Annotated in this window: 23 protein-coding genes and 1 tRNA gene; 6 read left to right on the plus strand and 18 right to left on the minus strand. The window is 70.5% G+C overall.

The window, feature by feature from the left end; genetic code table 11:
- Positions 1 to 350: 350 nt before the first annotated feature.
- The 4 genes from Q5H91_RS11135 to Q5H91_RS11150 all read left to right on the plus strand — a co-directional run bounded on the left by Q5H91_RS11135 (position 351) and on the right by Q5H91_RS11150 (position 6532).
- Positions 351 to 3911: a S8 family serine peptidase gene (locus Q5H91_RS11135; protein WP_305173478.1), complete on the plus strand. Its 3561-nt coding sequence runs from the start codon at positions 351 to 353 to the stop codon at positions 3909 to 3911.
- Positions 3904 to 4311, plus strand: coding sequence for an MBL fold metallo-hydrolase (locus Q5H91_RS11140; RefSeq protein WP_305173479.1), 408 nt, complete (start codon positions 3904 to 3906; stop codon positions 4309 to 4311). The genes Q5H91_RS11135 and Q5H91_RS11140 overlap by 8 nt, the downstream gene beginning before the upstream one ends.
- A 5-nt stretch (positions 4312 to 4316) precedes the next feature.
- Positions 4317 to 5315: a ComEC/Rec2 family competence protein gene (locus Q5H91_RS11145; protein ID WP_305173480.1), complete on the plus strand. Its 999-nt coding sequence runs from the start codon at positions 4317 to 4319 to the stop codon at positions 5313 to 5315.
- 440 nt (positions 5316 to 5755) lie between these two features.
- Positions 5756 to 6532: a hypothetical protein gene (locus Q5H91_RS11150; protein ID WP_305173481.1), complete on the plus strand. Its 777-nt coding sequence runs from the start codon at positions 5756 to 5758 to the stop codon at positions 6530 to 6532.
- Positions 6533 to 6700: 168 nt separating this feature from the next.
- On the opposite strand, the gene Q5H91_RS11155 is transcribed toward Q5H91_RS11150, so the two are convergent.
- Positions 6701 to 8062 carry a tyrosine-type recombinase/integrase gene (locus Q5H91_RS11155; RefSeq protein WP_305173482.1) on the minus strand — a complete coding sequence of 454 codons (1362 nt, stop codon included), beginning with the start codon at positions 8060 to 8062 and terminating at the stop codon, positions 6701 to 6703.
- Positions 8063 to 8207: 145 nt separating this feature from the next.
- A tRNA-Ser gene (locus Q5H91_RS11160) sits at positions 8208 to 8297 on the minus strand.
- Between the two features lie 135 nt (positions 8298 to 8432).
- Here Q5H91_RS11160 and Q5H91_RS11165 point away from each other — a divergent pair.
- Entirely contained in the window at positions 8433 to 9167 is a 735-nt protein-coding gene (locus tag Q5H91_RS11165) for a DUF1134 domain-containing protein (protein WP_305173483.1), read from the plus strand.
- Positions 9168 to 9329: 162 nt separating this feature from the next.
- On the opposite strand, the gene pyrC is transcribed toward Q5H91_RS11165, so the two are convergent.
- On the minus strand, positions 9330 to 10370 hold the full coding sequence (gene pyrC / locus Q5H91_RS11170; RefSeq protein WP_305173484.1) for a dihydroorotase: 1041 nt from the start codon (positions 10368 to 10370) through the stop codon (positions 9330 to 9332).
- Positions 10371 to 10442: 72 nt separating this feature from the next.
- On the opposite strand from pyrC, the gene ygfZ reads away from it, so the two are divergent.
- The gene (ygfZ, locus tag Q5H91_RS11175; protein WP_305173485.1) at positions 10443 to 11150 is read left to right on the plus strand and encodes a CAF17-like 4Fe-4S cluster assembly/insertion protein YgfZ; all 708 of its coding nucleotides are present in this window, start codon (positions 10443 to 10445) and stop codon (positions 11148 to 11150) included.
- 209 nt (positions 11151 to 11359) lie between these two features.
- Here ygfZ and Q5H91_RS11180 read toward each other — a convergent pair whose 3' ends face one another.
- The 15 genes from Q5H91_RS11180 to Q5H91_RS11250 form a co-directional block, all read right to left on the minus strand.
- On the minus strand, positions 11360 to 12685 hold the full coding sequence (locus Q5H91_RS11180; RefSeq protein WP_305173486.1) for an ATP-binding protein: 1326 nt from the start codon (positions 12683 to 12685) through the stop codon (positions 11360 to 11362).
- A complete protein-coding gene (locus tag Q5H91_RS11185) occupies positions 12682 to 13392 on the minus strand; it encodes a response regulator transcription factor (protein ID WP_305173487.1) in 711 nt (236 codons plus the stop codon). The genes Q5H91_RS11180 and Q5H91_RS11185 overlap by 4 nt, the downstream gene beginning before the upstream one ends.
- A gap of 385 nt (positions 13393 to 13777) precedes the next feature.
- Complete coding sequence (locus Q5H91_RS11190; RefSeq protein WP_305173488.1) at positions 13778 to 14905, minus strand: OmpA family protein; 1128 nt, start codon at positions 14903 to 14905, stop codon at positions 13778 to 13780.
- A 110-nt stretch (positions 14906 to 15015) separates the two neighbouring features.
- Positions 15016 to 15459: a DUF2793 domain-containing protein gene (locus Q5H91_RS11195; protein ID WP_370655255.1), complete on the minus strand. Its 444-nt coding sequence runs from the start codon at positions 15457 to 15459 to the stop codon at positions 15016 to 15018.
- Between the two features lie 11 nt (positions 15460 to 15470).
- Positions 15471 to 17588 (minus strand): GTA baseplate fiber-binding domain-containing protein, encoded by a 2118-nt coding sequence (locus Q5H91_RS11200; protein ID WP_305173490.1) that lies wholly within the window; start codon positions 17586 to 17588, stop codon positions 15471 to 15473.
- The gene (locus Q5H91_RS11205; RefSeq protein ID WP_305173491.1) at positions 17588 to 17950 is read right to left on the minus strand and encodes a peptidoglycan endopeptidase; all 363 of its coding nucleotides are present in this window, start codon (positions 17948 to 17950) and stop codon (positions 17588 to 17590) included. The genes Q5H91_RS11200 and Q5H91_RS11205 overlap by 1 nt, the downstream gene beginning before the upstream one ends.
- Complete coding sequence (locus tag Q5H91_RS11210; protein ID WP_305173492.1) at positions 17938 to 18744, minus strand: phage/gene transfer agent baseplate hub protein; 807 nt, start codon at positions 18742 to 18744, stop codon at positions 17938 to 17940. The genes Q5H91_RS11205 and Q5H91_RS11210 overlap by 13 nt, the downstream gene beginning before the upstream one ends.
- On the minus strand, positions 18741 to 21002 hold the full coding sequence (locus Q5H91_RS11215) for a DUF2460 domain-containing protein (protein ID WP_305173493.1): 2262 nt from the start codon (positions 21000 to 21002) through the stop codon (positions 18741 to 18743). Before Q5H91_RS11215 ends, Q5H91_RS11210 begins: the two co-directional genes overlap by 4 nt.
- A gap of 466 nt (positions 21003 to 21468) precedes the next feature.
- On the minus strand, positions 21469 to 22017 hold the full coding sequence (locus Q5H91_RS11220; protein ID WP_305173494.1) for a tail tape measure protein: 549 nt from the start codon (positions 22015 to 22017) through the stop codon (positions 21469 to 21471).
- Positions 22010 to 22207 carry a phage tail assembly chaperone gene (locus tag Q5H91_RS11225; RefSeq protein ID WP_305173495.1) on the minus strand — a complete coding sequence of 66 codons (198 nt, stop codon included), beginning with the start codon at positions 22205 to 22207 and terminating at the stop codon, positions 22010 to 22012. The genes Q5H91_RS11220 and Q5H91_RS11225 overlap by 8 nt, the downstream gene beginning before the upstream one ends.
- A complete protein-coding gene (locus Q5H91_RS11230) occupies positions 22204 to 22512 on the minus strand; it encodes a GTA-gp10 family protein (RefSeq protein ID WP_305173496.1) in 309 nt (102 codons plus the stop codon). The genes Q5H91_RS11225 and Q5H91_RS11230 overlap by 4 nt, the downstream gene beginning before the upstream one ends.
- A complete protein-coding gene (locus Q5H91_RS11235) occupies positions 22509 to 22913 on the minus strand; it encodes a phage major tail protein, TP901-1 family (RefSeq protein WP_305173497.1) in 405 nt (134 codons plus the stop codon). Before Q5H91_RS11235 ends, Q5H91_RS11230 begins: the two co-directional genes overlap by 4 nt.
- Positions 22914 to 22934: 21 nt before the next feature.
- Positions 22935 to 23348, minus strand: coding sequence for a tail completion protein gp17 (gp17, locus tag Q5H91_RS11240; RefSeq protein WP_305173498.1), 414 nt, complete (start codon positions 23346 to 23348; stop codon positions 22935 to 22937).
- Positions 23345 to 23848: a head-tail connector protein gene (locus Q5H91_RS11245; RefSeq protein ID WP_305173499.1), complete on the minus strand. Its 504-nt coding sequence runs from the start codon at positions 23846 to 23848 to the stop codon at positions 23345 to 23347. The genes gp17 and Q5H91_RS11245 overlap by 4 nt, the downstream gene beginning before the upstream one ends.
- 127 nt (positions 23849 to 23975) lie before the next feature.
- Positions 23976 to 24977: a phage major capsid protein gene (locus Q5H91_RS11250; RefSeq protein WP_305173500.1), complete on the minus strand. Its 1002-nt coding sequence runs from the start codon at positions 24975 to 24977 to the stop codon at positions 23976 to 23978.
- Between the last annotated feature and the right edge of the window lie 75 nt (positions 24978 to 25052).

Below are 25052 nucleotides of genomic sequence, written 5' to 3' on the forward strand. Positions count from 1 at the left end.
GCGGCCGGGTATCAGCTGCGATAGCTAGGCTAATCCCGGTGCGTTCTTGATAGCAGGTATAAGGCGTATATCTGGAAGGCCACCCTCTTCCTCCTCAGTGACGAGGCGAGCTTCGTCGCCGGTGCGGAGTTGTGCGTGGATGGCGGCATGCGACAGGTCTGAGGCATGGACCGGTCCGCGCGGACGGGGACCGCGCCGCATGTCGGAGGCGCCGTCGCCCGTCCGCGCGCCCGACCGCCGACGAGCCCCGGGGACTCGACAATCCTCGCGCTCCATGAGAGCGTTGCGGATGATCGATCGTGGTCACGGGGCCTTCGCCCGCACGCGTTGAGGGGAGCGCACGTGCAGCCTTGTCCGTCCGCATTCCCGTCGTCGGGCCCGTCCAGGCGGTGAGCAGCGAATGGCAGCCCCCCGCGCCGACGCCGGTCGCGCTGCTCCTCAAGGTCCGCCGCTCTCCCGACGGCGGGGCCCCGCCGGGCATCGGCAGCCTGACCATGGGGGCCGAGCCCCTCATGAGCGTGGAGGCCGACCCCGTCGGCGCGGGCGTGGCGCCGGCGCCGCGCGCGACCTGGTATAGGCTCGACGCGTCCGAGCATCCCTGGGACCAGGCCCATGCCGTCATGCGGATGGGCTTCGCGGCCGGCTCCGGCGACGTGCTCGCCGCGGAGCCCGAGTTCGAGCAGCAATGGATGGCCGGACCGGCGGGGGCCCGCTGCATCGCCGAGCCGCAGGATCCAACGGGCGGACGGCCGGTCGGGCCGCACCCCAGGTGGCACCTGGACGACGCCTTCAGCGGCCTCGCCTCCGCACGCGCTTCCGTTCCCGCGGCCTCCCAGTCGAAGGTCCTCGTGGCCCATCTCGACACCGGCTACGATCCGGCACACGACTACCGGCCCGCCAACATCGCACCTGGCGAACGCAGCTTCGTGAAGGGGGAAGGACGTCCCGACAGCGCCGAGGACGTCACCGGAGGTGGAGGTGCCTTCCGCAACCGGGGACACGGCACCGGAACGGCGGGCATCCTGGCCGGACCGGATATCGGCGGTGCGCCCGACGTCTCCTATCTCCCCATACGCATCGCCGACGGAGTGGTGCGCTTCCGCACGGGCACCATGGCGCAGGGCTTCGACTACGCCGTCCAGAGGGGCGCCCGCGTGCTCTCGATGAGCATGGGCGGGCTGGCCTCCGCCATGCTGGCCGACGCGGTGAACAAGGCTTACGCGGCGGGCTTGGTGATGGTCTCGGCGGCGGGCAACAACTTCGCCGGACTGCCGGTGCGCTCGATCGTCTACCCGGCCCGGATGCGGCGCGTGGTCGCCGCCTGCGGCGTCATGGCCAACATGCAGCCCTACAGCGGCCTCGCTGCCGACGTGATGGAGGGCTGCTTCGGGCCCACGACCAAGATGCGCTCCGCGGTGTCCGGCTTCACGCCCAACATCCCGTGGCCGGAGATCGGCTGTCCCGGGATCGTCGACGAGGATGGCCAGGGCACGTCCGCCGCCACGCCGCAGATCGCCGCGGCCGCCGCGCTCTGGATCGCGAGGCACTGGGACGAGCTGGAAAGACTGGACGGCTGGCGAAGGGGCGAGGCGGTCCGGCAGGCGCTCTTCCGGTCGGCCTCCCTGGGATCGAACCTCTCGCCGGACGGTAGGCTCGGCTGGGGCGCGATACGCGCGGCCGCGATGCTGGCGATAAGTCCGCACGACCTGGGAGAGCTGGTCGAGGAGCCGCGAGCCACCGCCTCCTGGGCCTGGGTCAAGCTCCTCACCGGCCGCGGCACCGGTTTCGCCGACGCCGCCCTGCGCTCCGCCGGCGATCTCCTGGGCCTCGAGCTGATGCAGCTCGCCCAGCGCGATCCCGCGGTCGGCCGGGCCGTGCCCGATCCCGACGCGACCGGTGAGAAGAAGCAGGGTCGCCACCGCATGCTGGAGGCGGCGGAGGCCTCGCCGCTGGCTTCCCGCGCACTACGGTCCGCGGCCGCCTCCGCCCTGCGCAAGCGCGCGCCCCGGGTCCCGCCCGTCGCGCCCCCGGCTCCGCCCTCCGCCACGGCTGGGCCGCCCAACCCCGTGCGGGCGCCCCAACGCCGGCGGCTGAACATCTACGCGCTCGATCCCAGCCTCGGCGGCGCGCTCAACTCCTACGAGGACCAGATCGCCACGATCAGCGTCCGCAACGAGGAACTCCAGCCCGGTCCGGTCGGCGAATACGTCGAGGTGGTCGACGTCGATCCGGCGTCGAACCGCCTCTACCCGCCCGTCGACCTAGAGAACGTCAACCTGCTCAAGCAGGACGGCGCCACCCCCTCCGAAGGGGATCCCTCGTTCCACCAGCAGATGGTCTACGCGGTCGCCATGCGGACCATCGAGAACTTCGAGCTCGCGCTCGGCCGCAGGATGCTCTGGGCGTCCCGTTGGTCCGGCAGGCCGGGCGACGGGAACGAGTACATCCCGAGGCTCCGGATCTACCCGCACGCGCTCCGGCAGGAGAACGCCTACTACAGTCCGGATCGCAAGGCGCTCCTGTTCGGCTACTTCCCGGCGAACTCGAAGGTGTCCGACCTCACGCCGCCGGGAACCATGGTCTTCAGCTGCCTCTCGGCCGACATCATCGCGCACGAGACCACGCACGCGCTCCTGGACGGGCAGGCGCGATCGTACGCCGAGCCGTCCAACCGCGACGTGCGCGCCTTCCACGAGGCCTTCTCGGACATCTCCGCGCTGTTTCAGCAGTACACCTACCGCGACCTGGTCCGGCGGCAGATCGCGCGCCATCGCGGCGCCCTGTCCGCGGCGAGCCTGCTGGGAGGGCTGGCGCGCCAGTTCGGGGAGGGCACGGGCCGCTCGGGCCCGCTCCGCCGATATCCCGACATCGATCCCGGCATCTCCTACGAGGACACGCTCGACACCCACCGCCGCGGCTCGCTCCTCACCGCGGCGGTCTACCGCGCGTTCCTCGCGATCTTCGATCGGCGCACCTCCGACCTGATCCGGCTCGCCACCAGCGGCACGGGCATCCTGCCGGAGGGCGCGCTCCATCCGGACCTCGTGGATCGCCTCACCGACGAGGCCACGCGCGCAGCGCGCCACGTGCTGACCATGTGCATAAGGGCGCTGGACTACACACCGCCGGTCGACATCACGTTCGGCGAGTACCTGCGGGCCATAATCACGGCCGACATGGAGGAATTCCCCACTGACGACCTCGGCTACCGCGTCGCGTTCCTAGAGGCGTTCCGTGCGCTGCAGCTTCTGCCGCGCAGCCTCCGCACGGTCTCGGCCGACACGCTCCGGTGGCAGGAGCCGGACGAACCCCGTCCCGCGTGGCTCGCGTCGGCGGTCTCGGACCTGAGGATCGACTTCGCCGCGAACCTGTCGCGGCGCGAGATCTTCGAGCACGGCGAGACCCGCAGCCGTGCGCTCCGGAGCGCGATCCTGCGCGGACTCCAGTCGCAGACCGACTGCGACCCGCTCGGACTGCAGCACCGGCTGAGCTACTTCGCCTCGCTGGCCTCGAAGGGCAAGGCGATGTCCACGACCTTCATGGTCGAGAACGTCAGGATCTCGCTGCGTGTCAGACCGGGCGGCGAGCTCGCGGCGCAGCTGGTGGCCGTCGTGCGACAACGCCGACCCGAGAAGCTGTTCGAGGAGGCTGCCGATGAAGACGCGGAGCGGTTCTGGTTCCGGGGCGGCGCGACCCTCGTAGTGGACCTGCTCGGTCCGGGCGGGCCGAGCGTCCGCTACGCCATCCGCAAGCCGATCGTGAGCCCGAGCCGGCTCGCCCGCGAAAGGGCGTTCCGGTGCGGCGACGAGGAGCGCTCGCCACGCGCCACCTACTTCGGCTCCGCCGGGAGCAAGGGGTTCATGACGCGCGAGCCGTTCGCGCTACTGCATGCGGAGCGCGACGGTGAGTAGGGCGGTGGATATCAGGTGCTACTGCCACGGCCTCGGCGACTGCATCCTCGTCAAGCTGCACGACGAGGAGGCGGACAGCGCCTTCTGGATGCTGTTCGACTGCGGCATCCATAGCGCAGCCAAAGGCGGAGCCGACGTCGTCCGAACGATCGTGGAGGACATAAAGACCACGACCGGCGGCGTCATCGACGTCGTCGTCGGGACGCACGAGCACTGGGACCACCTCTCGGGCTTCACGCAGGCGCGGGAGATTTTCGCCGGGATCGAGATCCGGGAGGTCTGGTTCAGCTGGGCCGAGAACCCGAAGGATCCCGACGCCCGCAAGCTGGACAGATACAAGGGGGACGCCGCCGCGGCGCTGCCGGCGCGGCCATCAGGCTGTCGGAGGAGCCGCGACTGACGGACGTGGCGAACGGCGTCGACGAACTGCTCGGCTTCGTATTCGGCGCGGAGGGGGACAAGGTCCGCGCCGCGCGCGAGGCGCTGCGCAAGCATCCCGGCGTGAAGGTCGTCAGGCATCTCGACCCTGGCAGCGTCGCGCCCCTGCCGCGCGGGGTCGGGGTGCGCGCCTACGTCCTCGGACCGCCACGCGATCCACGGCTGCTCGGGATCGAGGACGTCGCCTCAGAGACCTACGCGTTCGGCGGAAGCTCCCTCGCCGTGGCGCCGATGGCGAACGCGCTCAGCCTCAACGACGGGGGTCTCAGGGTCGACGACGACCCCGCGGCCCCCTTCGACGGCTCCGTCGGCCAACCGCTGGAACCTCTGCTCGCGGGCGACTGGCCGGAGGGCCACGACCACGGGGCGACCTTCCTCTGGCGGCACTACCTGGGCCCGACCTCGGAAGACGCGAAGCAGGACTGGCGCCGGATCGACCGCGACTGGCTGACCGGCGCCGTCGACGTAGCGTTGCAGCTCGACGGGCGCACGAACAACACCAGCCTCGTGATTGCGCTCGAGATCGTGGAGAGCGGCAGGGTCCTGCTCTTCGCGGCGGACGCGCAGGTGGGCAACTGGATGAGCTGGTCCGACGTGGCGTTCCCCGCCGCAGGCGGGCGCCCGCCGGTCAGCGCCGACGACCTGATCGCGCGCACCGTCTTCTACAAGGTGGGTCACCACGGAAGCCGGAACGCCACCCGCGCCGCCACCCTAGAGCGGATGGACTTCGCCAACCTCGTCGCCTTCAGTCCGACGGATGAGGAGCTGGCCGGTCGAGTGGGCTGGAAGGACTTCCCCGCGCCGAACACCACCAGGCGGATCCAGGAACTGACGTCCGGCCGCTTCTTCCGCTCCGACGCCGACTGGATGCACGATCCCCAGGTCGAGTGTCCGGTGCAGCGGGGCGGCGCGCTCCGCGACTACCGCATCTCGCACGGCGAGTACGTGGATCTGACCATCGAGTAGCAAGGGGTCGGATCGCGACCCGGCCGACCATGCGCCGGATCGCGCGACCAGCCGCCCAGCCCCCAGGCTCCAAGCGCCGACTACATCGTGGCGGAGCGCCGCCCGTCCGTTTCCGTCCCTGCGTCGGGTGTGCAGCCTGATCAGGAGGATCGACATGCGTGCGGCAAAGGTTCCAGAAACCCGATCGGCTTCAATGGCTTGTTTCCGGACAAGTAGCGCGGCCAGCACTTCCGCCGACTTGGCCAGGGCAGACGCCGCCAGGAGACATGCCGGGCTGCAACGCGGCCCAAGCCCCGTTCGTCGTCTCCTCCACCTGGCACGGTCAGAGACTGGCGGATCGCCGACGCCGCGCCGAGGGTCGCGCTAAGCCCCTTCATCGACCCGTGAGCTGCCAAGGCTCGGCCTAGCGGCGAACCATGGTGAGCGCGGCGACCGGTCCGATGGCGAGACGCGCCGCCCCGATCTCCGGCCTACCCGACGGCGGCATGATCTCCAGATCCAGGATGCTCCAGGGTCAAGGGCTGTCTACCGTGCCGACCGTTCCCGTGATCATCCTAGCCGCGTCACCTGGCATCCCGATCCAGCTCATCGACATGGAAGCTCAACAACGCAGGCTTCGAAACGAGGAACTGCGTTCGAGACGGATTCTCAAGACCGCTGGAACGAGCGTCCGCGAGGCTGCTGACGAGCCCGCAGGTGCTGCCGCACAGCGCCACGAAATTGGCCAAGACGCCGGCGACGTCGACCGCGGTACCACCGACCTCGAGCGGAGCGTGATCATGCTCTCGCTGACCGACTCTCTCTCATCGGTGCAACCACAGGGAAGGTTCGCTCGGGCCCTCAGCGCCATCTTCGGCCTGAAAGCGGCCAATCCAATCGCCGATCCACGACTAGAGGCTCTACGCGCCTACGCCGTCAGGTACAGGACGCGTAGCGTACGAGACGGTTGCGGCGACGTTGTCACGGCGATGGCCGCGGGTGCCAATGCGGAGGCGCTCGCCACGGCGCGACGCATTATAGATGCCCGCGCCGCATATCGTCCGACGCGGATCTCCGCGGGAACCCGCATCTTCGAAGGCTCGGCCGCGCTTGCCGCGGCATCGTGGCTTTTCCACACGTTGATGCAAGAGCTCGGAGACACGATTCCGGCGCTCGTCGTCACGCTACTAGCCGCGACAACGATATTCTCGTGGATGCTGCCGAGGAACCCGCGGTGAGACGGGGCATGACGATGATCTCGCAGCACACGGAGGGGACAGTGCCCGGAACGCCCGCTTGAAGGGCGGAGATCTCCGACGAACCAGCCAAAGGAAAGTCCGTTAGCGTCGGGCTCGACTCCAGCAGCCGATCGGGCGAAGGAACCGTTTGTAGCGATCAGCGACCGTCTAGCGCTCTATCCTCCTGCGCCGCCCGTCCAGAAGCATCTCTACAGGATCCGCGCCCTCCAGGATGAGCATCGCCCAATCCTCTGCAAACTCGCGTCTGCGTTCCATGTAGGCGTGTCGGTTGTATATGAGCTCGGAGAAGGACATGCCACTTGGCGTGTGGGCGAGCATCAGATCGATGACGAGCCGATCGGTGAGCAGCCGCTCAGCGCCAGGATGCGCCCGCTCGATACGGCCGTTCATGATCGTGCTGAATGAACTGCGCCATCGGTGGGGCACATGCCGGCCCTTCCAGCCCTCGCGATTGTACAAGTAACCGACGGCGTTCTCGGACAGCGGCTTGCTCGACTCGCGACCGCCCGGGAACACCAGCCCGCGCCCGCCTGAAAACGATCGGACGGTCCGGAGCACGTTGACCGCGGCTTGGGTCAGAGGAATCTTGTGCTCGAACGCCTCGTCCTCGCGAAGGTCAAGTTCCTGCTTCATCTTGGCCGCTGGGACCGTCCACAGCGCGTCGCAAGCCGGAGCGTGAAGATTCGCCCAGTCAATACCGCTGATCTCGGTCCAGAGCACCTCACGCACCATGCCGGGCCGTTGTGCCGTGAGGGCAAGGAAGCGCGAACTCAACTTGGTGACTGGCGACGCGGCAGCCCGGTCAATATCGCGCATGAACGTGTGGATGGTCTTGAGATCGACAAGCGCGGGACGGCGCTTCTTAGAAGGAACCGGTTTAAGCGCATCCTTCACATTCACGGCTGGATTTGAGTTTCGCACTCCGTTGGCGGCGGCGTGCCGAAACACGCGCTCGGCGCGCTGTCGCAGCCGGTGCGCAGTCTCAATGGCGCCTCGAGCCTCCACCTTTCGCAAGGCATGAAGCAGAAGGCCCTCATCGATCTGGTCCACGGGGAAATCGCCGATCTCGCCGAAGAGATTGTTCTCCATCGACTCCAGCACGTCGGTCGCGTGCACAGGTTTCCAGCGCTCCACCTGACTTGCATGCCACTCCCGTGCAAACTGCTCGAAGGTGTTCTGGTGTCCGACCTTGCGAGAATGCCGCGCGCGGGTGCGTTCAAGGCCGGGATCCCGTCCCTCGCGCAGCGCGAACTTCGCGTCGTCGCGCAGGGCGCGAGCCTGCTTCAAACCTACGTCCGGAAAGGTGCCGAGGACAAGGCGACGCTCCTTGCCGCCGAAACGATATTTGAGGCGCCAGGTGCGGTGTCCGCTCTTCGATACGAACAGGTATAGACCGCCCGTGTCGGACAGCTTGTAGTCCTTATCGCGCGGGGCCGCGGTCTCGACCTTCCGCGCATCCAGCGGCTTGCGCGCTTCCTTCTCGGCAGCTTCCGGCATCCGCGCCCCCATCCGTTGATCCTGGTGCCCCCGCAATGCCCCCGCCGAAGTTGAGATCGGATGAAGCGCGACGGGACCGCGTGAGACGGGGATGTGCGCTAAGCTCTCGGGAAAACAAGGCTTGTGGGCCGCGTTGGGAACGCCTGGAACATGCAATTGGCGGAGACGGAGGGATTCGAACCCTCGGTACGGTTTCCCGTACGACGCTTTAGCAAAGCGTTGGTTTCAGCCACTCACCCACGTCTCCGGGTCGGCAGGGCTGTGCCTATAGCCAGCGTCGCGGTTGCGATCAACCATCGGTTGCGGCACCGTTCAGGGCACGGCAAGGCAGCACTTGCTCTATGCGGCGGCAGGCTGGCGGATCGGAAAGATGGGGAAAAACATGCGCAGCGTCTGGATGAGCCTGATCGGCGCCTTCGCGGTGATGGCGATGCCGGCGGGTGCGCAGGTCCGCACCATCGATCCCGATCGCGCGATCGACGGCGACCTGGCAGGCCCGCCGCCGCCCTCCTCGCCCGACTATGTCCCGCCTGCCGCTCCGACGCCTGCGCCGGTGCAGCAGGCTCCTGCCCCGGCCACGCCGGCGGCCGACCGGGCGGCGGAAACGCGCGCGGCGGTGACTACCCAGGCCTCCGAGACCTATGAGCGCGACGACCTGCTCGCCGCGGGCGAAGGCGTGTTCGGCAAGGGCGCAGAAGGGCTCGCCGGCATCCTGGAGAAGATCCTGAAGGATCAGGGCCGCCCCAACGCCTATATCGCCGGGCGCGAGGCATCGGGCGCGTTCGTGGTCGGGGTGCGCTATGGCTCGGGCATCATGACCCACAAGGTCGAGGGGCAGCAGCCGGTCTACTGGACCGGTCCATCGGTGGGGTTCGACGTCGGCGGCGACGCGAACAAGGTCTTCGTCCTCGTCTACAACCTCTACGATACCGAGGAGCTGTTCCACCGCTTCCCCGGCGCGGAGGGGCGGCTGTACCTGGTCGGCGGATTTGCTGCGACCTATCTGCGGCGTGGCAATGTCGTGCTGATCCCGATCCGGCTCGGCGTCGGCTGGCGAGCCGGCGTGAATGTCGGGTACATGAATTTCACGCACAAGAGCCGGTGGTTGCCGTTCTAGCCGGGTAGCCGAGACGAGCGAAGCTAGTCCCGGCTACCCGGCCGGCGGCGCTACGGCGCCGACCGTCGACGCGGGCTTCGCCCGCGGCGCTTTGGGAGTCACATCCTCCACCAACCACCCGCCACCCCAGCGCAGGCGGGGGTAACGTTTCTCTGATCGCCTTCAGCCTTCCACCATCCGCCACGCCACCGTCTCGCCCGCCAGGAACGGCACCACCTCCGTCTCTCCCGCACCGGTCACGGCCGGCACCGTCGTCGCGACCCGCTCCAGCGTCACCGTCCCGGCATTCAGCGGCAGGCCATAGAAGCGCGCGCCATGCTCCGCCGCGAACCCCTCGAACCGGTCGAGCGCGCCTTCCTCCTCGAACACCTGCAGATACGCCTCCAGCGCAAACGGCGCGTTGAAGATGCCCGCGCAGCCGCACGACGATTCCTTCGCACCAATCCGGTGCGGCGCACTGTCGGTGCCGAGGAAGAAGCGCGCACTGCCCGATACCGCCGCCGCGCGCACCGCCAGCCGGTGCCGCTCGCGCTTGACCACCGGCAGGCAATAGGCGTGCGGGCGCAGGCCGCCGTCGAACAGCGCGTTGCGGTTGAGCAGCAGGTGCTGCGGTGTGATCGTCGCGGCGATGGGGTGCGCTGCCTCCGCGACGAAGGCGGCGGCCTCTTCGGTGGTGATATGCTCCAGCACGATCTTCAGCGCGGGATAGTCGCGCGTCAGCGGCGTCAGCACCCGCTCGACGAACACCGCCTCGCGGTCGAAGATGTCGATCGTGCGATCGGTTACCTCGCCATGGATCAGCAGCGGCATGCCGATCCGCTGCATCCTCTCCAGCACCGGTCGCAGCGCCGCGATGTCGGTGACGCCGTGTGCGGAATTGGTCGTGGCATGCGCCGGATAGAGCTTGCACGCCGCGAACACGCCCTCTTCGTAACCGCGCGCGATCTCGTCCGGGTCGATGCCGTCGGTCAGGTAGCAGGTCATCAGCGGGGTGAAATCCGCCCCGTCGCCAAGCGCCGCCATGATCCGCTCGCGATAGGCGATAGCGGCGGCGACCGTCGTCACCGGCGGCGTCAGGTTGGGCATGACGATCGCGCGCGCGAACTGGCGGGCGGTGTACTGCGCCACCGCCTCCAGCATCGCGCCGTCGCGCAGATGGACATGCCAGTCGTCGGGGCGGCGGATCGTCAGGCGCTCGGTCATGCCGCCGCCATAGAAGATGGTCCGGGGGGAGGAAAGCTTGCCCGCGTCCCGTGCCGCCCCTAGCTAGGCGACATGACGATGCTGGCTGACCGGGCGGTGCTGCGCGTGCGCGGCGATGATGTGCGCGGCTTTCTGCAAGGGTTGGTGACCAACGACGTCGCCGGTCCCGCGCCGGTCTGGGCCGGGCTGCTGACGCCGCAGGGCAAGGCGCTGTTCGACTTCATCGTCTGGCCCGACGGTGACGACCTGCTGATCGACGCGGAGGCGAGCGCGGCGGCGGCGTTGCAGCGTCGCCTGTCGATGTACCGCCTGCGCCGCGCGATCACGATCGCACCCGATCCCGCGCTGGCGGTTCACTGGTCGAGGGACGCGGGTTCTTCGCCCGATCCGCGGCTGACGGAGCTGGGCTATCGCTGGTTGGCCGCGCCCGACGACGACGCCGTCGACGACGCCTGGCGCGCGCACCGCCTGTCGCTCGGCGTGACCGAGGGGGTCGCCGAACTCGGCGACGGCGAGACGCTGTGGCTGGAATGCAATGCGCGCGAGCTGAACGGGGTCAGCTTCGCCAAGGGCTGCTATGTCGGGCAGGAGAACACCGCCCGCATGCACCACCGCGCCAAGGTCAATCGCCGGCTGGTCGTCGCCCCGATCGGCGCCGCGGGCGACCGGACCCGCGCGCTCTACCCCGATCTCGGCCTGATGGTGGAGCATCGCCGGGTCGAGGCGCTCGGCGATGCGCTTCGCCCGGCCTGGTTCGCCGCCGCGCTCGCTGCGGACTGAACGCGCGGCGGCGATCTCTTCAGCGCGTGCGCCAGACGCTCACCATCGCGAACACGCAGACCAGCACCAGCACCACCAGCGCGCTCTGCAGTTCCAGCCAGTTGAGGTCGAAATTGAACGCCACGCCGTATCTCCCGAAAGTGCCGTTCGGATATAGCGCGCCATTCTTGCTGCATCGCCGCGCTCCTGTAAGGATTTGTTGCTGACGCTCAGTGGGGTATCGTCACCCGCGCGGACAGCCCGCCCTCCGGCCGATTGACCAGCGTCACCGCCCCGCCCTCTGCCGAGATCGCCCGTGCGACGATCGACAGGCCCAGGCCGAACCCGGTCGTGTTGCGCTGCCGCGCCGCGTCCAGTCGCACGAACGGCTCGAACACCGTGCGCAGCGCCTCTTCGGGAATGCCTGGCCCGTCGTCGTCGACGCGGATCTCGATCGCGTCCGCGGTCGGCTCAAGCCGGATCTCGACATGCTGTCCGTGGTGCAGCGCATTGCCGACCAGGTTGGTGAGCGCCCGCTTGAACCCCACGCGCCGCACCGATGCGTCGAGATGGTCGGGGCCTGCGTAGCGCACGTCATGGCCATGATCCTGCGCATCGTCGGCGATCGTCGCGCAGAGCACCGCCACATCGACCAGGCTCGCCCCCTCGGCATCGTCCTCGCCGCCCAGAAAGGCGAGCAGCGAGGCGACCATCACCTCCATCTCCCCGACCTCGCCCTGCATCGAGCGGCGCAGCGCGCCGTCCTCCATCGCGTCCATCCTGAGCCGCAGCCGCGCCAGCGGGGTGCGCAGGTCGTGGCCGACCGCCGCCAGCGCGCGCGTCCGCTCGTCGATCAGCCGGACGATACGCCCCTGCATGGCATTGAACGACTGGGTCAGGCGGCGCACGTCGCCGGCGCCGCGCTCGGGCACCGGTTCGGGATGTTCGCGGCCGATCCGCTCGGCCGCGTCGATCAGCTGGCGCAAGGGACGCAGCGTCCGCCGGATTAGGATGCCGCCGATCGTGGTCAGCGCCAGTGCCGGCACCAGCGCCAGCAGGATGCGACTGAGCGCCAGGTCGAGCGTCCGCAGCGCCTCGCGCGTGTGGAACTGCATCCAGCTGCCGTCCTGCAGCCGCATATGCCCGGCGATCACCGACCGCGATCCGGGTGAGGCGAAGCGCAGCCGCAGCCCGTCATTGGCGAGCGTCGGCTCCCATTTGACGATCTGGTCGTACATCCCGTCCAGCGCCGGCGCGATCGGCGGGAGGAGAGGCGGCCGCGGGCTCCACCGCACGACATAGCGGCTGGTGGTCAGCTCGTCGGCCGCCGCGATCCGCTCGGCCGGCGCGCGTTCGGACAGGATGCGGTGCGCAATGACCAGATGCTCGGCCAGCCGCCGCGCCTCGTCGTCGCGAACCGAGAAGGTACTCGCCCGCTCGTACAGGATCGCGCTGACGCCGAACTCGATCGCGCTGGTCAGCAGCAGGATGGCGATGATCTGCCCCAGCAGGCTTCGCGGCAGGTGCAGCGCGCCCAGCCGCAAGGCGCGCCTCACAGCCGCTCCACCGGGACGTTCAGCATATAGCCGATGCCGCGGATCGTGACGATCGGCGCGGGGTGGCCGGCACTCGACAGTTTGCGGCGCAGCCGGCTGACCAGCACGTCGACGCTGCGGTCGGACGCGTCGCCGATCCGCGTGCGCGACAGCTCGATCAGCCGCTCGCGCGCGACGACCCGCTGGGCCTGGTCGAGAAAGGTGACGAGCAGGTCGAACTCGGCGCCGGTCAGGTCGACGATCGCGCCGCTCGGCGACAGCAGCTCACGCCGCGTCAGCTGGACGGTCCAGCCGTCGAAGCGCAGCTGCCCGGCGCCGCGTTCTTCCGCGATCGCCGGCGCCTGGCTGCGGCGCAGTACCGCACGGACGCGGGCGACCAGCTCGTGCGTGCTGAACGGCTTGGCCAGGTAATCGTCGGCCCCCAGCTCCAGCCCGACGACCCGGTCCGTCTCGCTGCCGCGCGCGCTGACGAAGATGATCGGCATCGCGCTCTGCTGGCGCAGCTGGCGACACAGGTCGATGCCGCTGGTGCCGGGCAGCATGATGTCGAGCAGGATCAGGTCGACCCCGCCCAGCTCCAGCGCCTGCCACATCTCTGGCGCCGCCGCGGCCTGCCGCACCGCGAAGCCGTGCTGCTGCAACAGCCGCGCGGTCAGCGTCCTGAGGGCGGGATCGTCTTCCACGATCAGGATCGTCTGCGCGGTCATCCGGGTCCGGTCGTCGGAAAGGGATCCCACCGGCTATGGAAGCGCAGGAGCCAAGTCAACGCGAGCGGCTGTCCGCTTCTGCCCGACCGCTATCGGCCAATCCTCGCCATGCTGGGCGATGCCCGTCGTCCACGCCCAGACATTTTGGACTGGAGCAGAGAGCCAGGGATAAGAGCCGCGTCGCTCGTGACTCTGGATCGTGGATCACGCTTAAGATGGCGATGCCAACAGGATCACCCCTGAAGCCGGACATCGTGATCGGCCGCCACCCGACACGACAGTGCTTCCGCATTCAGCACCAGCGACCATTGCCCGAAGCGTGCAACGAAAAAGGGAGGCCGGCTCGCGCCGACCTCCCTCTTCTCGTTCGCCGAAGCGACGGAGCTTACTGGCCCGAACCCGGACCGTAAGTGATCTCCACGCGACGGTTCTGCACTTCGCGGACGCCATCGGCGGTCTGCACGCGCAGGTTGGTCTCGCCGAATGCGCTCGTCGTGACGTTCGCTTCCGGGATCGAACGCGACGCCATGTAAGCCTTCACCGAGTCCGCGCGACGCTGCGACAGGCCCTGGTTGTACTTCGCGGTACCCGAGGTGTCGGTGTAACCGGCCAGCATGACCTGCGCGTTGCCGCAGTTCTGATACTGGGTGACGGCGTTGTCGAGGATCGACGCCGCTTCCGGGGTGATGTCCGACTTGTCCCACTCGAAGAACACGATGAACGGACCCGGCGAGCAGACCACGGGCTCCGGAGCCGGGGGCGGCGGGGGAGGCGGCGGGGGCGGCGGCGGCGGGGGCGGCGGCGGGGGCGGCGGTGCAGCCGGCTCGCCGAAGTTGTAGGTCAGGCCACCCAGGATGCTGTGCGAGCGATAGCGCCCGTCCAGCGTACGGCCACCGCCGTCGACTAGATTGACGTTCTCGGCGTTGAAGAAGCGATACTTCACGGTCGCGTCGACATGGTCGGTCAGCGGTGCACGGATGCCCGCCAGAACCTGCCAGGCGAAGCCCGTATCGCTGTCGTCGAGGAAGTCGGCCGTGTTGTTCAGCTTGTAGTTCGCCTTGACGCGAGCAACACCGACACCGCCGCCGACGAAGCCCTGGATCGAGTCGTCTGCGCCGAAATCGAGCAGGCCGTTCAGCATAAAGCTGAGCGCCGAGGTCGAACCGCCGGCACCGTTGTAGGTGCCCGCTGCCACGGTGCCCGAGCCGATGCCGGTCGGGGTCGTCGTGGTCGACGAGAAGCCATCAACCGTGGCGCGACGATAGCCAACCTCGGTTTCGACGCGGAAGCCGCCGAAATCGTAGCCGACGACGCCGTCGACGTCATAGCCATAGTCGTGATCGACGGTGCTGGTGCCCAGGGCAGTCCCGGCAGCCGAGGCGATGTCGTAGTCGATGTCTTCAACGATCATCGCACCACCCTCGACGCCAACGTACCACGAGTTATCGCGGGCGAGGGCGGGCGAGGCGAGTGCGGTGGAGGCAAGTGCCAGAACGACGGCAAGCTTCCGCATATTAGTCCCCTTTCCTTCAGTGTCACTACGGACAGCGCAAACCCACTATAGAGGGGTTGGTTTCCAGGCAAGTCGACAAAGTTCCGGACTGTGGCCGAACAGCAACAGATTTATCCCGCTACCAGTCCCTGCGCCTGCAACTCTACAAGCAGCGCGGCAAGCGTCGCGCGCGCTTCGGCATCCACCGTCGTACCCCCGGCCGGTGCCGCGATCACGCCGGCCCGTCGCCAAGATCCGCCGACGAACCGCGCCGCTGTGGCGCTCGCCCGGTCCCACACGGCCAATCCCTCGCGCGCCGCGACGAACCGCCACCCGCCCTCCGTCCAGCCCGCCAGTGCCAGCGCGTGCCCGGTCCACGCCCCACCCGGCATCGCTCCCGTTATCCAGGCCTGCCCCTCGGCCGGCGCGGCCGGCGGCGTGTCTAGTCCGATCGCTTCGACCAGGGCGTGCACCGCCATGTCGAGCAGCACCAGTGCTTCGTTATGCGCCAGTTCCTTCTGCGCCTGCCCCGGTTCGATCAGCGGCAGCATCAACCGCGCGGTCGTGTTCCCCATCATTCCCTCCATCAGATCGTCGTTACGAGCGGCAGCGAGTCCGCCCAAGTTCCGCGCTGCCGCACCTCGATCATCGTTCCGGCCATCAGCGGCCCCGCCAGCCACGGCCGGTCGAGATCCAGCTGCACCGCCGCACCGCCCGGTGGCGTCACGGTAAGGCGATAGCGTTCCGCCTCCTCGCCCAGCGGCACGTCGCCGCCGTCGCGCCACGTCCAGCCTGCACGACTGCGGCGCGTCCAGCCGAGCCCGCCATCGCCGCGCCGCACCGCCTGGACCGGCGCGGGCGGACGCAGCGACGCGCCCGTGGCGACCACCGCCACCTCGGCCGGCTCGACGTCGCCCGCGCCACTCGCCATCACCCGCACCATCCGGCCGAGCGCCGACAGCGGCAGCTCGATCGCCGAAGCGCTCTCCGCCGTCAGCAGCGCGAAACCGTCGCCCACCGCCACTGCCGCCGCCTCGGTTCCCCGCCGCCCGCGCAGCAGCCGCGTCAACCGCCAGCGGCCGCCGCCCAGTGGCACCGCTTGCCCGAACTGGACCAGCTCGCCGCCCGCCATCGCCAGGTTCGTACCCCGGTCGAGCGCCGCATCGTCCGCGTCCGCCAACATCATGTCCGCGCGGGCCAGCCGCACCACCAGCACACCGGCGGTGTCATAGAGACAGGCAGGTGCCGGCCGCGGTGCCGTCTCGACGGTGCCCAGCACCGCCGGCGCTGCGGTCGCTCCCGCCGGCGTCCAGCTCGCTCCGTCATCGGCGCTCCACAGCAGCGACGCCGATCGCCAGCCAGCGCCCTGCCCGGCCGCCAGCACCGTGAGCCGCGGCGCCGTCGTCAACGTGTCGTCCAGTACCGGCAGCTCTGCCACCCGCAGCAGCGTCGCCCCGACCGGCGCGTCGAGCGCACCCGCCACCCGCCCGCCATCGACGGCACCGGTCGCGGCGATCGCCGGCGGCAGCGGCACGAGCGTCAGTCGGGTCGCCATCGCCTCGACATTCGTCTCCGTCACCTGCCAGCGGCCCGCCTCGTCGGCGATCGCCACCACCGCGCCCGGTGCCACCGCCATCCCGTCGAAGCCGAGCGTCACCGTTCGCCGCACCCGCGCCGCGCCCGCCTGCACCAGCAGCGCCTCGGCCAGTGCCCGCGCGGCGGTAGCGGTCATCGCCGCCGGCATCTCGACCCGCTCGACTCCTGCTCCTGCGCCGACCCGCGTCGCCCGTTGCACGCCGGCCTGATAGTCGCGCGCCGGATCGTAATGGCCGACTGCCACGCCTTGCGGCACCGTCTCGATCGCGGCGACCTGTCGCGCCCGGCTCGCACCCTTCAGCCCGCTCGCGACCACGCCACGATCGGCGAGTACCGCCGCCGCGCCGGCATCGTCACGCAGTGACAACGCGCCCCCCGCCGGCGCCCACCAGCCGCTGCCCGCCTGGGCCAGCACCTCCAGCACCCCGCCGACACTGCCGCTCGCCGCGAAGCCGTCCAGCGTCGCACCCCCGCCGCCGCGCACCTCGTCTGCCACCCACGCCGCGATCGCCCCGACCGGCGCCGGCCCGGCATCGGCGATCACCTCGACCGTCAGCTGCGGCAGGCGATTGCCGAAATCGGCGAGCGGCAGGTCCTCCCAAACCAGATACGCCATCCCGCGATAAGCCGGCGTCGTCCCTTCGGCGCTCGCGATCAGCGGGTCGACCGCTTGGTCCTCGCTGCCGGTATGGACGCGCAGGGTCGCCTTTACCTTCAGGTCGCCCGCGCTCCCGCGCACCAGCCGTCCGTCCGCCCAGATCCGCCCGATCCCGACGATCGGCCGCGCCGACAGCAGCACCGCAAACGACGCCGAATAGCTATAGGTCGTGGTCGCCGCCTGCCCCTTGCCCCCGCCGCTGCGCCCGCGCGCCTCCTTCAGATCGGTCGACCAGATCACCGTACCCGCGACCCGCATCGTTCCGAACAGCATGGGGATCGGCGTGCCATAGCTCGACGTCTGCATCGCCAGTTCGGTCAGCCGCGGCCCCTCGCGACCCTTGCGGCCGAGCAGCCGATGGTCGAGCGCATTGCCGATCAGCCCGCCGATCGCCCCGCCCAGCGGTCCGCCGACCGCGGTGCCGATCGCACTCAGTACCAGCGTCGCCATTATCCCCTCCTCCAGCTCGCCAGCACCGGCCAGGGCGGCACGCCCGGCCGCACCGCCACCCGCCCCAGTCCCGCATCGGCATGGACCAGCGCGTCGCCCGTCCACACGCCCAGGTGCAGCTGCCCCGGCCCGGTCCGCATCATCAGCAGGTCGCCCGCGCGCCGGTCCCCGGCCCGCACCAGCCAGGCATCGACCACCGCCATCCACCGCTCCGGCTCGCCGCCGCGCAGGGGATAGCCGGTCGGCACGCCCTCGATCCCGAGCGCCAGCGCCGCCAGCCCGACACAGTCCAGCCCGGTCACCGGATCGCGCCCGTGCAGCCGGAACCGCGCCCCGACCAGCGCCAGCGCTATCCCGGCCACCGCGTCAGCAGGTCCATCCCCGGCAGGTGCGGCTCGCCGCGGAAGTTCGCCGCATTGCCGAACCGGGCGGCGCAGGTCGCCAGCGTCCGGTCGCACCCCTCGACCAGCTCCACCAGGGTTCCGGCCGCCACTTCCCGCACCGGCGGCGCCACCAGCGTCACCGTTCGTCCCGTAGACCCCGCGATCGCCTGGGACAGTCCGCCATTCCTCCCGTCCAGCCACCGCACCATCCCCCCGCCATATCCGTTCGCCACCGGCTCGTTCACGGTCAGCGTCAGCACCGCGCCCTCGGCCGCCGTCACCCGCGCGAAGCGCCGTCGCCCCGCCATCGCCACCCGGCAGCGCCGGTCGCCCAGCGATGCGCGGCAGCCCGGCGACGTCTCCTCCACCGCCGCCCGGCCCAGCCTGGCGCCCGGCCCGGCCAGTTCCGCCGCGAAGCGCCCGTCCGCCATCTCGACCGCCCCGATGGTCCCCTCGCCCAGCTCGACCCGCGCCGCCCCGTCGGTCCAGTCGACCGCGAACAACCGCACCCGCGCGCCGTCCCAGCGCCCCTCCAGCAGGTCCCGCTCGCCGATCGCGTCGCTCGCCAGCGCGCCGGCCACCTCCATCGTATCCGCCGTCAGCCCGACCTGCCGCCGCACCGCAGAAGGCACCATCCCCGGCGCCGCGCGGTGGACCAGCCCGTCGACGGTCAGGTCGCGATCATGCGCGGTCAGCCCGATCGCCACCCCGTCGCGCCGCTCGATCCGCCAGCACAAGGCGATCGTCGTCGCTTCGCCCTCAAGCCAGCTCACGCCGCCTCCTCGCGCAGCTCGATCAGCGGCACCGACGCCGCCACCCCGGCGCGGAAGGTCGCGCGGCTGACGCTCAGCGCATCCTCGGCAAAGCGGACGGGCACGTCGAAGTCGAAGCTCGCCGTTATCCCCACGCCCGCCGCCGGTGCCGCATCCAGCACCACCCAGCCGCCGGCCTCCACCGCAAAGCCCCGCGCCAGCCCCGCCACCGCGACCGATACGCTCCCCGCCACCGGCCGGGTGATCCGCCGCACGCTCGCGCCGTAACGGCGCACTAGCGCGAAGCGCCGCGTCGCTCCGTCGCCGGTCCCGATCAACTCGTCGCGCCCGCGCCAGTCGAACGGATCGCGTAGCCGGAACCCGCGCGCCGGCCCCATCCGTGCACGGAAGAAATCGAGCAGCGCCGCGATATCCTCTTCCGACCGCACCCCCGGCCCGACGTCATAGCGGCAGCGCGCCTCCGCCCAGCTCGCATTGCGCTGCTCCGCCCCGCCGCCTGCGGTGACGATCTGGGTCGAGAAGGCCGGCGCCACTTCCGCCTCGCGCCCCAGCGCCAGCGGAAACGCCACATCGTCGAACGCCTGCATGTCGTCGCCTCCCTCGCTGTCGAAATGGACGAAGCCGTCGCGCATCACCTGCGGCAGCGCCCACAGCACCGCCGCCGCGACGCCCCGCGCCCGCGCATCTCCGGCGGCGCGGTCGATCGCCGCCCACTGCCCCGCATCCTCGGGGCGCAGCACGAAGCCGCTCAGATAATGCTGCCGCCCCACCGGGTAACCGAGCCGCGCCTCCGCCGCCGCGATCCCGCGCGCGGTCGACACCCGGTCGCCCGCCGCCGCCCAGTCATAATCCTCCAGCTGGAGCACATCGAACGCCGGGCTCGCCCAGCCGACCGGCAGGTTCGCGCGCTTCGCCTCGGGCGCCAGCGGATCGAGCACCGTCGGCAGATAGGTCAGCAGATGCACCACGCATCCCGGCGCCGCCGCCCGCACCGCCGCGGTCAGCGCGGCAGTCGACGCCGCCAGGCACGCCCCCGCCCGGTCCAGCGTATCGCGCTCAGCCGGCGTCGACACCGCCCGCACGCTCCCGATCGCGACCGGCGCGAACGCCGCCACCGCCGCCGCATCGTACAGGCACGGCGCGTGGCTGACGGGATCGATCCACCACCACGGCTCCCCGATCTGGAAGCGCGGCGCCAGCCCCGCCGCCGTGCCGATCGCCAGGAACGCCCGCGCCACCCCGGCCAGATACGCCATGGCTTGCGCGTTGGCCGGGCTGAGCAGCGTCGAGGGCGGCACCCACCCGGTCAGCGCCGGTGCCCCGTCCGCCCGTCGCTGCTTCCACGCATCGGGACAATGCGCGTCGAACAGCTCGTAACTCAGCGACCAGATCAGCGCATAACCCAGCTCCGCCGCCCGTGCTGCAAAGTCCCGGTGCCACGCCGCGCACGGCATGTTGAGCACGCCCGTCACCCTCTGCACGCCGTCGAGCCGGAAATAATGGCTCATCCCGACATAATGGATCAGCGTGCCGCGATACCCGAGTTGCAGCGCATTGCGCAGCAGCCGCGCGGGCGTCAGGTTATAGCTGTCGTCATAGCCGCTCGCGATCCCCAGCCCGTGCGGCGGCACGATCGCGTCGCCGATCGCCAGCACCGATCCCGGCCCGTCACAGCCGATCCCGCTCATCTCCGCCCAGCCCTCCACCGGCTGACCAAGCGGCGCGTCTGCGCCGGTGTAGCCCGGCGCGACCAGCGACACGAACATCCGGTCGACGTCCCCCGCCCATACCGGCACCGCCTCCTCCGGATGGACGAATCCGCCTGCTACATCGGCGAAGTCGATCGCGACGACCGCATCCTCGGGCGCCCCTGCCGCATAGTTCCACAGCCGCACATACCAGGACCGCGCCACCCCCGCGGCGTCGCGCCCCTCGATCGTCAGCACCGGGCCGTTGACCGCGTCGAGCGCGATCACTCCGCCCGACCGCCACCGGAACCGCAGCCGGCACTGCCGGAAATCCCGCGCCGTCTCATAGGCGAGCAGCGGATGGTCGAACCGATCCTCCGCCTCCCAGATCAGTCCCGCCAGATCGTCCGCGCGATAGAACACGCAGTCGACCCGCAGCGCATCGGGCGCCGTGGTCGTCACCGCCGCCATCATCGGCCGCGGAAAGTTCACCGTCCAGAACCGCGGATCGAACCGCGACACGACGCCGGCCTCCTGCACCGTCCGCGCCTTTGCGAGCCAGTGTCCCATGATTGCCTCCCCCCTCCCCGACACCCGGACGTCATCCCCGCGAAAGCCGGTATCCAGACACGCTGACCTCACAGCCTGACTGCCACGGCAGCGTCTCTGGACTCCCGCCTCCGCGGAAATGACGGACGCGCTGACGTACCAGCCCGCCCAATCTCTCATCCCGGCTCCAGCAGGGACGCCCGCCCCCCTCCGTCATCCCGGCGAAAGCCGGGATCCAGACACGCTGAACTCACAGCTTTACCGCCACGGCAGCGTCTCTGGATTCCCGCCTCCGCGGGAATGGCGGACGTGCTGACGTACCAGCCCGCCCAACCTCTCAACCCGGCTCCAGCGCGGACGCCGGCCCCCTTTCGTCATCCCTGCGAAAGCCGGGACCCACGGACACGGCGAACCCGACGACGGCGCGCCACACCAGCCGCCCGCAACCATGGGTTCCGGCATCCGCCGTGATAACGGACAGTAGAGGCTATCCCTCCAGCGCCGCCTTCACCGCGCGGGCCACCTGCCGCGACGACTGCGCCAGCACCCCCGCCGCCTCCCCGGCCCCCGCGGCCTGCACGGTGATCGCCACCCGCACCTCGCGCGCACCAGCCGCCACCGCCGGCTCGATCCGCCCGGAGGACGCGGGCACGAACAGCTCCGGCCCCCGCTCCCCGACCGTATAGGCGCGCCCGCCGACGACCGGCCCGCCGGTCGCCCGCCCCGGCGCCCCCAACAGCCGCGCCAGCAGGCCGCCCAGCCCGCCGCCACCGCCCGCCACCGCATCGATCCCGGCGCGCAATCCCGCCGCCGCGATCTGGTCGAGCGCCTTCAGCGCCACGCCGCGCAGCTCCTCGAACCCCAGCCGCCCGCTCCGCACCGCTGCCAGCAGCGAGGTTTCGATTGCCCGCCCCGCCCGTGCCGCACCCTGGCCCAGCCCTCCGTCCAGCGTCTCGCGCATCAGCGCCACGTCGCGGGCAAAGCCGGCGGTATCCGCACGTACCTCCACCAGCCGCCGGTCGAACTCGTCATCCATCGGGAAATGCCTCCCTCAACCGCGCCAGCGTCGCCGCGTCGGGCGGCTCGCCGCCCGCCTCCACGCCGCTCAGCGCCTCCACCACCGCCGCCAGCTCGGCCGGCGTGGCTCGCCAGAACGCGTCGGGCGACCAGCCCAGCACCGCGCCCGCGAACCCCGCCAGCCGGGCCGCGCCCTCCGCGAACCTCATCGTCCGCTCAGGACCTGGCCCATCAGCACGCGCAGCACCGGCGTCGCCGCCGCCAGTCCGCCCGCGACCAGTGCCTCGCCCAGTACCTCCCGCGTGAGCCAGCCGGGCCGCTCATGGACGCAGTGCCAGAACAGCCCGGCCAGCTCCGTCAGCGCCAGCCGCCCCTCCGCCGCCCGCTCGACCAGCGCGAACAGCGGACCAAGCTCCGCCTCGGCCGCGACCAGCGCGGCAAAGCTCGGCCGCAGCACCAGCGCCTCGCCGTTCACCCGCAGCGCCGCCTCGCCCCTCACGGCATTGGCCGTCATGCCGCCACCACCTGGCCGCTGCTCTCCAGCGACAGGGTGTAGGACCGCTCGCCGTTGAAATCGCCGGCATAGTCCAGCCGCGACACCAGGAACCGCCCGGTCATCGCCTCGCCCCCTTCGAAGCTCAGCCGGTAGTCGTCGATCGTCCCGGCCAGCGCATGCCCGCGCATCCGCGCCTCCGCCGCCGATCCCGTGAACACTCCCGCGCCCGACACGCTGACGCTGCGCACCCCGGCGCCCGACAGCAGCTGCCGCCAGCCGCCCGAATCCTTGTTCGTCACCACCACCGCCTCGCCGTTGATCGACAGCTGTGTCGTCCGCAGTCCCGCCACCGTCGCGAACGCCGGCACCTGTGCGCCGTCGCCGATCTTCAACAGAAACGCGCTTCCCCGCTCGATCATCGCTCTTTCCCCTCGTTTCCGTCACGCATCCTCGCGGTACATCCGCACGACGAACTCCGCCGTCCCGCGCCACCTACCTGCCGCCACCATCGCCAGCCGGCTTCGCGCCAGCCGCAGCTGCGCCACCCGCCACCCCCTGCCCAGCACCGGCGCGATCCCCGGCACCGCGTCCTCCACCGACGCCAGCAGTCCGCGCAGCCGCACCGGCCGCTCGCCCTCGTCGTGGAGCGTCACCACCAGCCGCCCCTCGCATCCGCGAAAGCCCGTCGCGCTCCAGTCGGTCAGCACCGGCTCCTCGACCACCGCGTGCGGCACGCTCCCGCGCACCGGCGCCGCGTCGAACACGGTCAGCGGCAGCGGCTTCAACCGCGCCGCCACCGCAGCGACCAGCACCTCGCGCGCACTCACCCCCATGGACTGTTCGCGGGCGCTCACCGGCCGATCCTCAGCCGCCGGTACGGTCGCCACAGGGCGACGACCGCCGCCGGCGGCATGGCGTCGGCGCCGCGATTCTCGAACCAGTGCACCGCCAGCAGGACCACGCCATGCGCCACGCCCGCGGGCATCGCCGTCCACCGCGGCGCCAGCCCCGCCCGGTACGTCACCAGCACCTGCATCCCCGCCGGCACCCGCACCCGCCCCAGCCCGCCCTCGATGTCGACCGCATGGGCATCCACCGCCAGCGCCCCGCCCCCGGTCGCGGCGACGCCTGTGATCGCGACGACCGGCCGCTCTGCCAGCGCCTGCCAGTCGCCGGTGCCGGTCAGCGCCGCCTCCACTGTCCGTTCGGTGAAGCGCACCCCGCAATACACCTCCCCCGCCTCGATCGCCCCGTTCACCAGCCGGGTCAGCACGGCGTCCTCCGCCGTCCCCTCCAGCCGCAACAATCCCTTCGCCGCCGCCACCGCAGCCGCGACCACCGCCCCTTCGGTCATGTCATCTCCTCGATAAGCCCCTCCCCTTCAGGGGAGGGGTTGGGGTGGGGCGTCACCAGGGGCGCCGCGCTCGCGGCGACACCCCACCCCCTGGCCCCTCCCCTGAAGGGGAGGGGAGCAAAGCCCATCAGCTGGCGCTGAACTTCATCACCTTGATCGCCTCGGCATTCATCACCGCGCCACCGATCCGCTTGTTCGCGTAGAAGCTGACGAACGGCTTGTTCGAGTAGGGATCGCGCAGGATCGCCGTCTCGCTCCGCTCCGCGATCAGGTAGCCCAGGCGGAAATTGCCGAACGCCACCGACAGGCTGTTCGCCGCGATGTCGGGCATGTCCTCCGCCTCGACCACCGGATAGCCGAGCAGCGTCTGCGGCTGCGCCTGCGATAGCCCCGGCTGCCACACGAACGCGCCGTCCGCCGTCTTGAACTTGCGGATGCGCGCCAGCGTCGCGGCGTTCATCACGAAGCACGCCCCCTGCCGGTACGGCGCGCGCAGGCTGTGGACCAGGTCGATCAGCCGCGCGTCCGGGTTGGCGGCGAAGTCCCCCGCCGCGCCCGATGCCAGATACTGCATGGTCCCGAACGCGCGCACCGCGTCCGCCTCCGCGGTCACCGGCCCGGTCAGGAAGCCCTTGGGCCGGTTGACGCCGTTGCCGTTGACGAACGCCTGCCCCTCGGCCCGCGCGAACTCCGCCGCGATCTCACCCGCCAGCCACTCCTCGACGTCGAACGCCGCATCGTCCAGCATCGCCTGGCTGGCGCTTGGGTTGGCGTACAGCTCGCCCGATGGCGGCGCGATCTCCTGGAACACCGGCGACGCGGTCGTCGGCCGCGCGCCGGCTTCCGTCGCCCAGCCCGACGGCGTGCCGCCACTGGTCACCAGCTTGCGGTATCCGGCACTCCCGACCTTCACCACATTGGCGATGCTGCGGATCGGCGAGGTCGATACCAGCAGCCGGTCGATCGCCGCATCGATCTCGCGCGGAACGGCATAGCCGCCCTCCGCCCCCGTCACCCCGGTAAACGCCTTCATCTCCATGACCGTGCCCGTCCGCACGAACTGTCCGAAGCCCATATCCCTGTCATTCGCCCGCGCTCCATCCAGCGCCGGCCGCTCGACCACGTCCATCGTCTTCTCCTCATGTTGAACACTCCTCCCCCGGCGGGGGAGGTGGCAGGCCGCAGGCCTGACGGAGGGGTGTCG

Origin of the sequence: Sphingomonas aurea (assembly GCF_030678875.1) — a bacterium.
Classification (GTDB): domain Bacteria; phylum Pseudomonadota; class Alphaproteobacteria; order Sphingomonadales; family Sphingomonadaceae; genus Sphingomonas; species Sphingomonas aurea.

What these genes read in the sequence shown, in the direction of transcription:
- Q5H91_RS11150 (WP_305173481.1), top strand. Translation starts at nt 5,756, where the DNA reads ATGGCGAGACGCGCCGCCCCGATCTCCGGCCTACCCGACGGCGGCATG.
- Q5H91_RS11155 (WP_305173482.1), bottom strand. Translation starts at nt 8,062, where the DNA reads ATGGGGGCGCGGATGCCGGAAGCTGCCGAGAAGGAAGCGCGCAAGCCG.
- Q5H91_RS11165 (WP_305173483.1), top strand. Translation starts at nt 8,433, where the DNA reads ATGCGCAGCGTCTGGATGAGCCTGATCGGCGCCTTCGCGGTGATGGCG.
- pyrC (WP_305173484.1), bottom strand. Translation starts at nt 10,370, where the DNA reads ATGACCGAGCGCCTGACGATCCGCCGCCCCGACGACTGGCATGTCCAT.
- ygfZ (WP_305173485.1), top strand. Translation starts at nt 10,443, where the DNA reads ATGACGATGCTGGCTGACCGGGCGGTGCTGCGCGTGCGCGGCGATGAT.
- Q5H91_RS11185 (WP_305173487.1), bottom strand. Translation starts at nt 13,392, where the DNA reads ATGACCGCGCAGACGATCCTGATCGTGGAAGACGATCCCGCCCTCAGG.
- Q5H91_RS11190 (WP_305173488.1), bottom strand. Translation starts at nt 14,905, where the DNA reads ATGCGGAAGCTTGCCGTCGTTCTGGCACTTGCCTCCACCGCACTCGCC.
- Q5H91_RS11195 (WP_370655255.1), bottom strand. Translation starts at nt 15,459, where the DNA reads ATGGGGAACACGACCGCGCGGTTGATGCTGCCGCTGATCGAACCGGGG.
- Q5H91_RS11200 (WP_305173490.1), bottom strand. Translation starts at nt 17,588, where the DNA reads ATGGCGACGCTGGTACTGAGTGCGATCGGCACCGCGGTCGGCGGACCG.
- Q5H91_RS11215 (WP_305173493.1), bottom strand. Translation starts at nt 21,002, where the DNA reads ATGGGACACTGGCTCGCAAAGGCGCGGACGGTGCAGGAGGCCGGCGTC.
- Q5H91_RS11220 (WP_305173494.1), bottom strand. Translation starts at nt 22,017, where the DNA reads ATGGATGACGAGTTCGACCGGCGGCTGGTGGAGGTACGTGCGGATACC.
- Q5H91_RS11225 (WP_305173495.1), bottom strand. Translation starts at nt 22,207, where the DNA reads ATGAGGTTCGCGGAGGGCGCGGCCCGGCTGGCGGGGTTCGCGGGCGCG.
- Q5H91_RS11230 (WP_305173496.1), bottom strand. Translation starts at nt 22,512, where the DNA reads ATGACGGCCAATGCCGTGAGGGGCGAGGCGGCGCTGCGGGTGAACGGC.
- Q5H91_RS11235 (WP_305173497.1), bottom strand. Translation starts at nt 22,913, where the DNA reads ATGATCGAGCGGGGAAGCGCGTTTCTGTTGAAGATCGGCGACGGCGCA.
- Q5H91_RS11245 (WP_305173499.1), bottom strand. Translation starts at nt 23,848, where the DNA reads ATGACCGAAGGGGCGGTGGTCGCGGCTGCGGTGGCGGCGGCGAAGGGA.
- Q5H91_RS11250 (WP_305173500.1), bottom strand. Translation starts at nt 24,977, where the DNA reads ATGGACGTGGTCGAGCGGCCGGCGCTGGATGGAGCGCGGGCGAATGAC.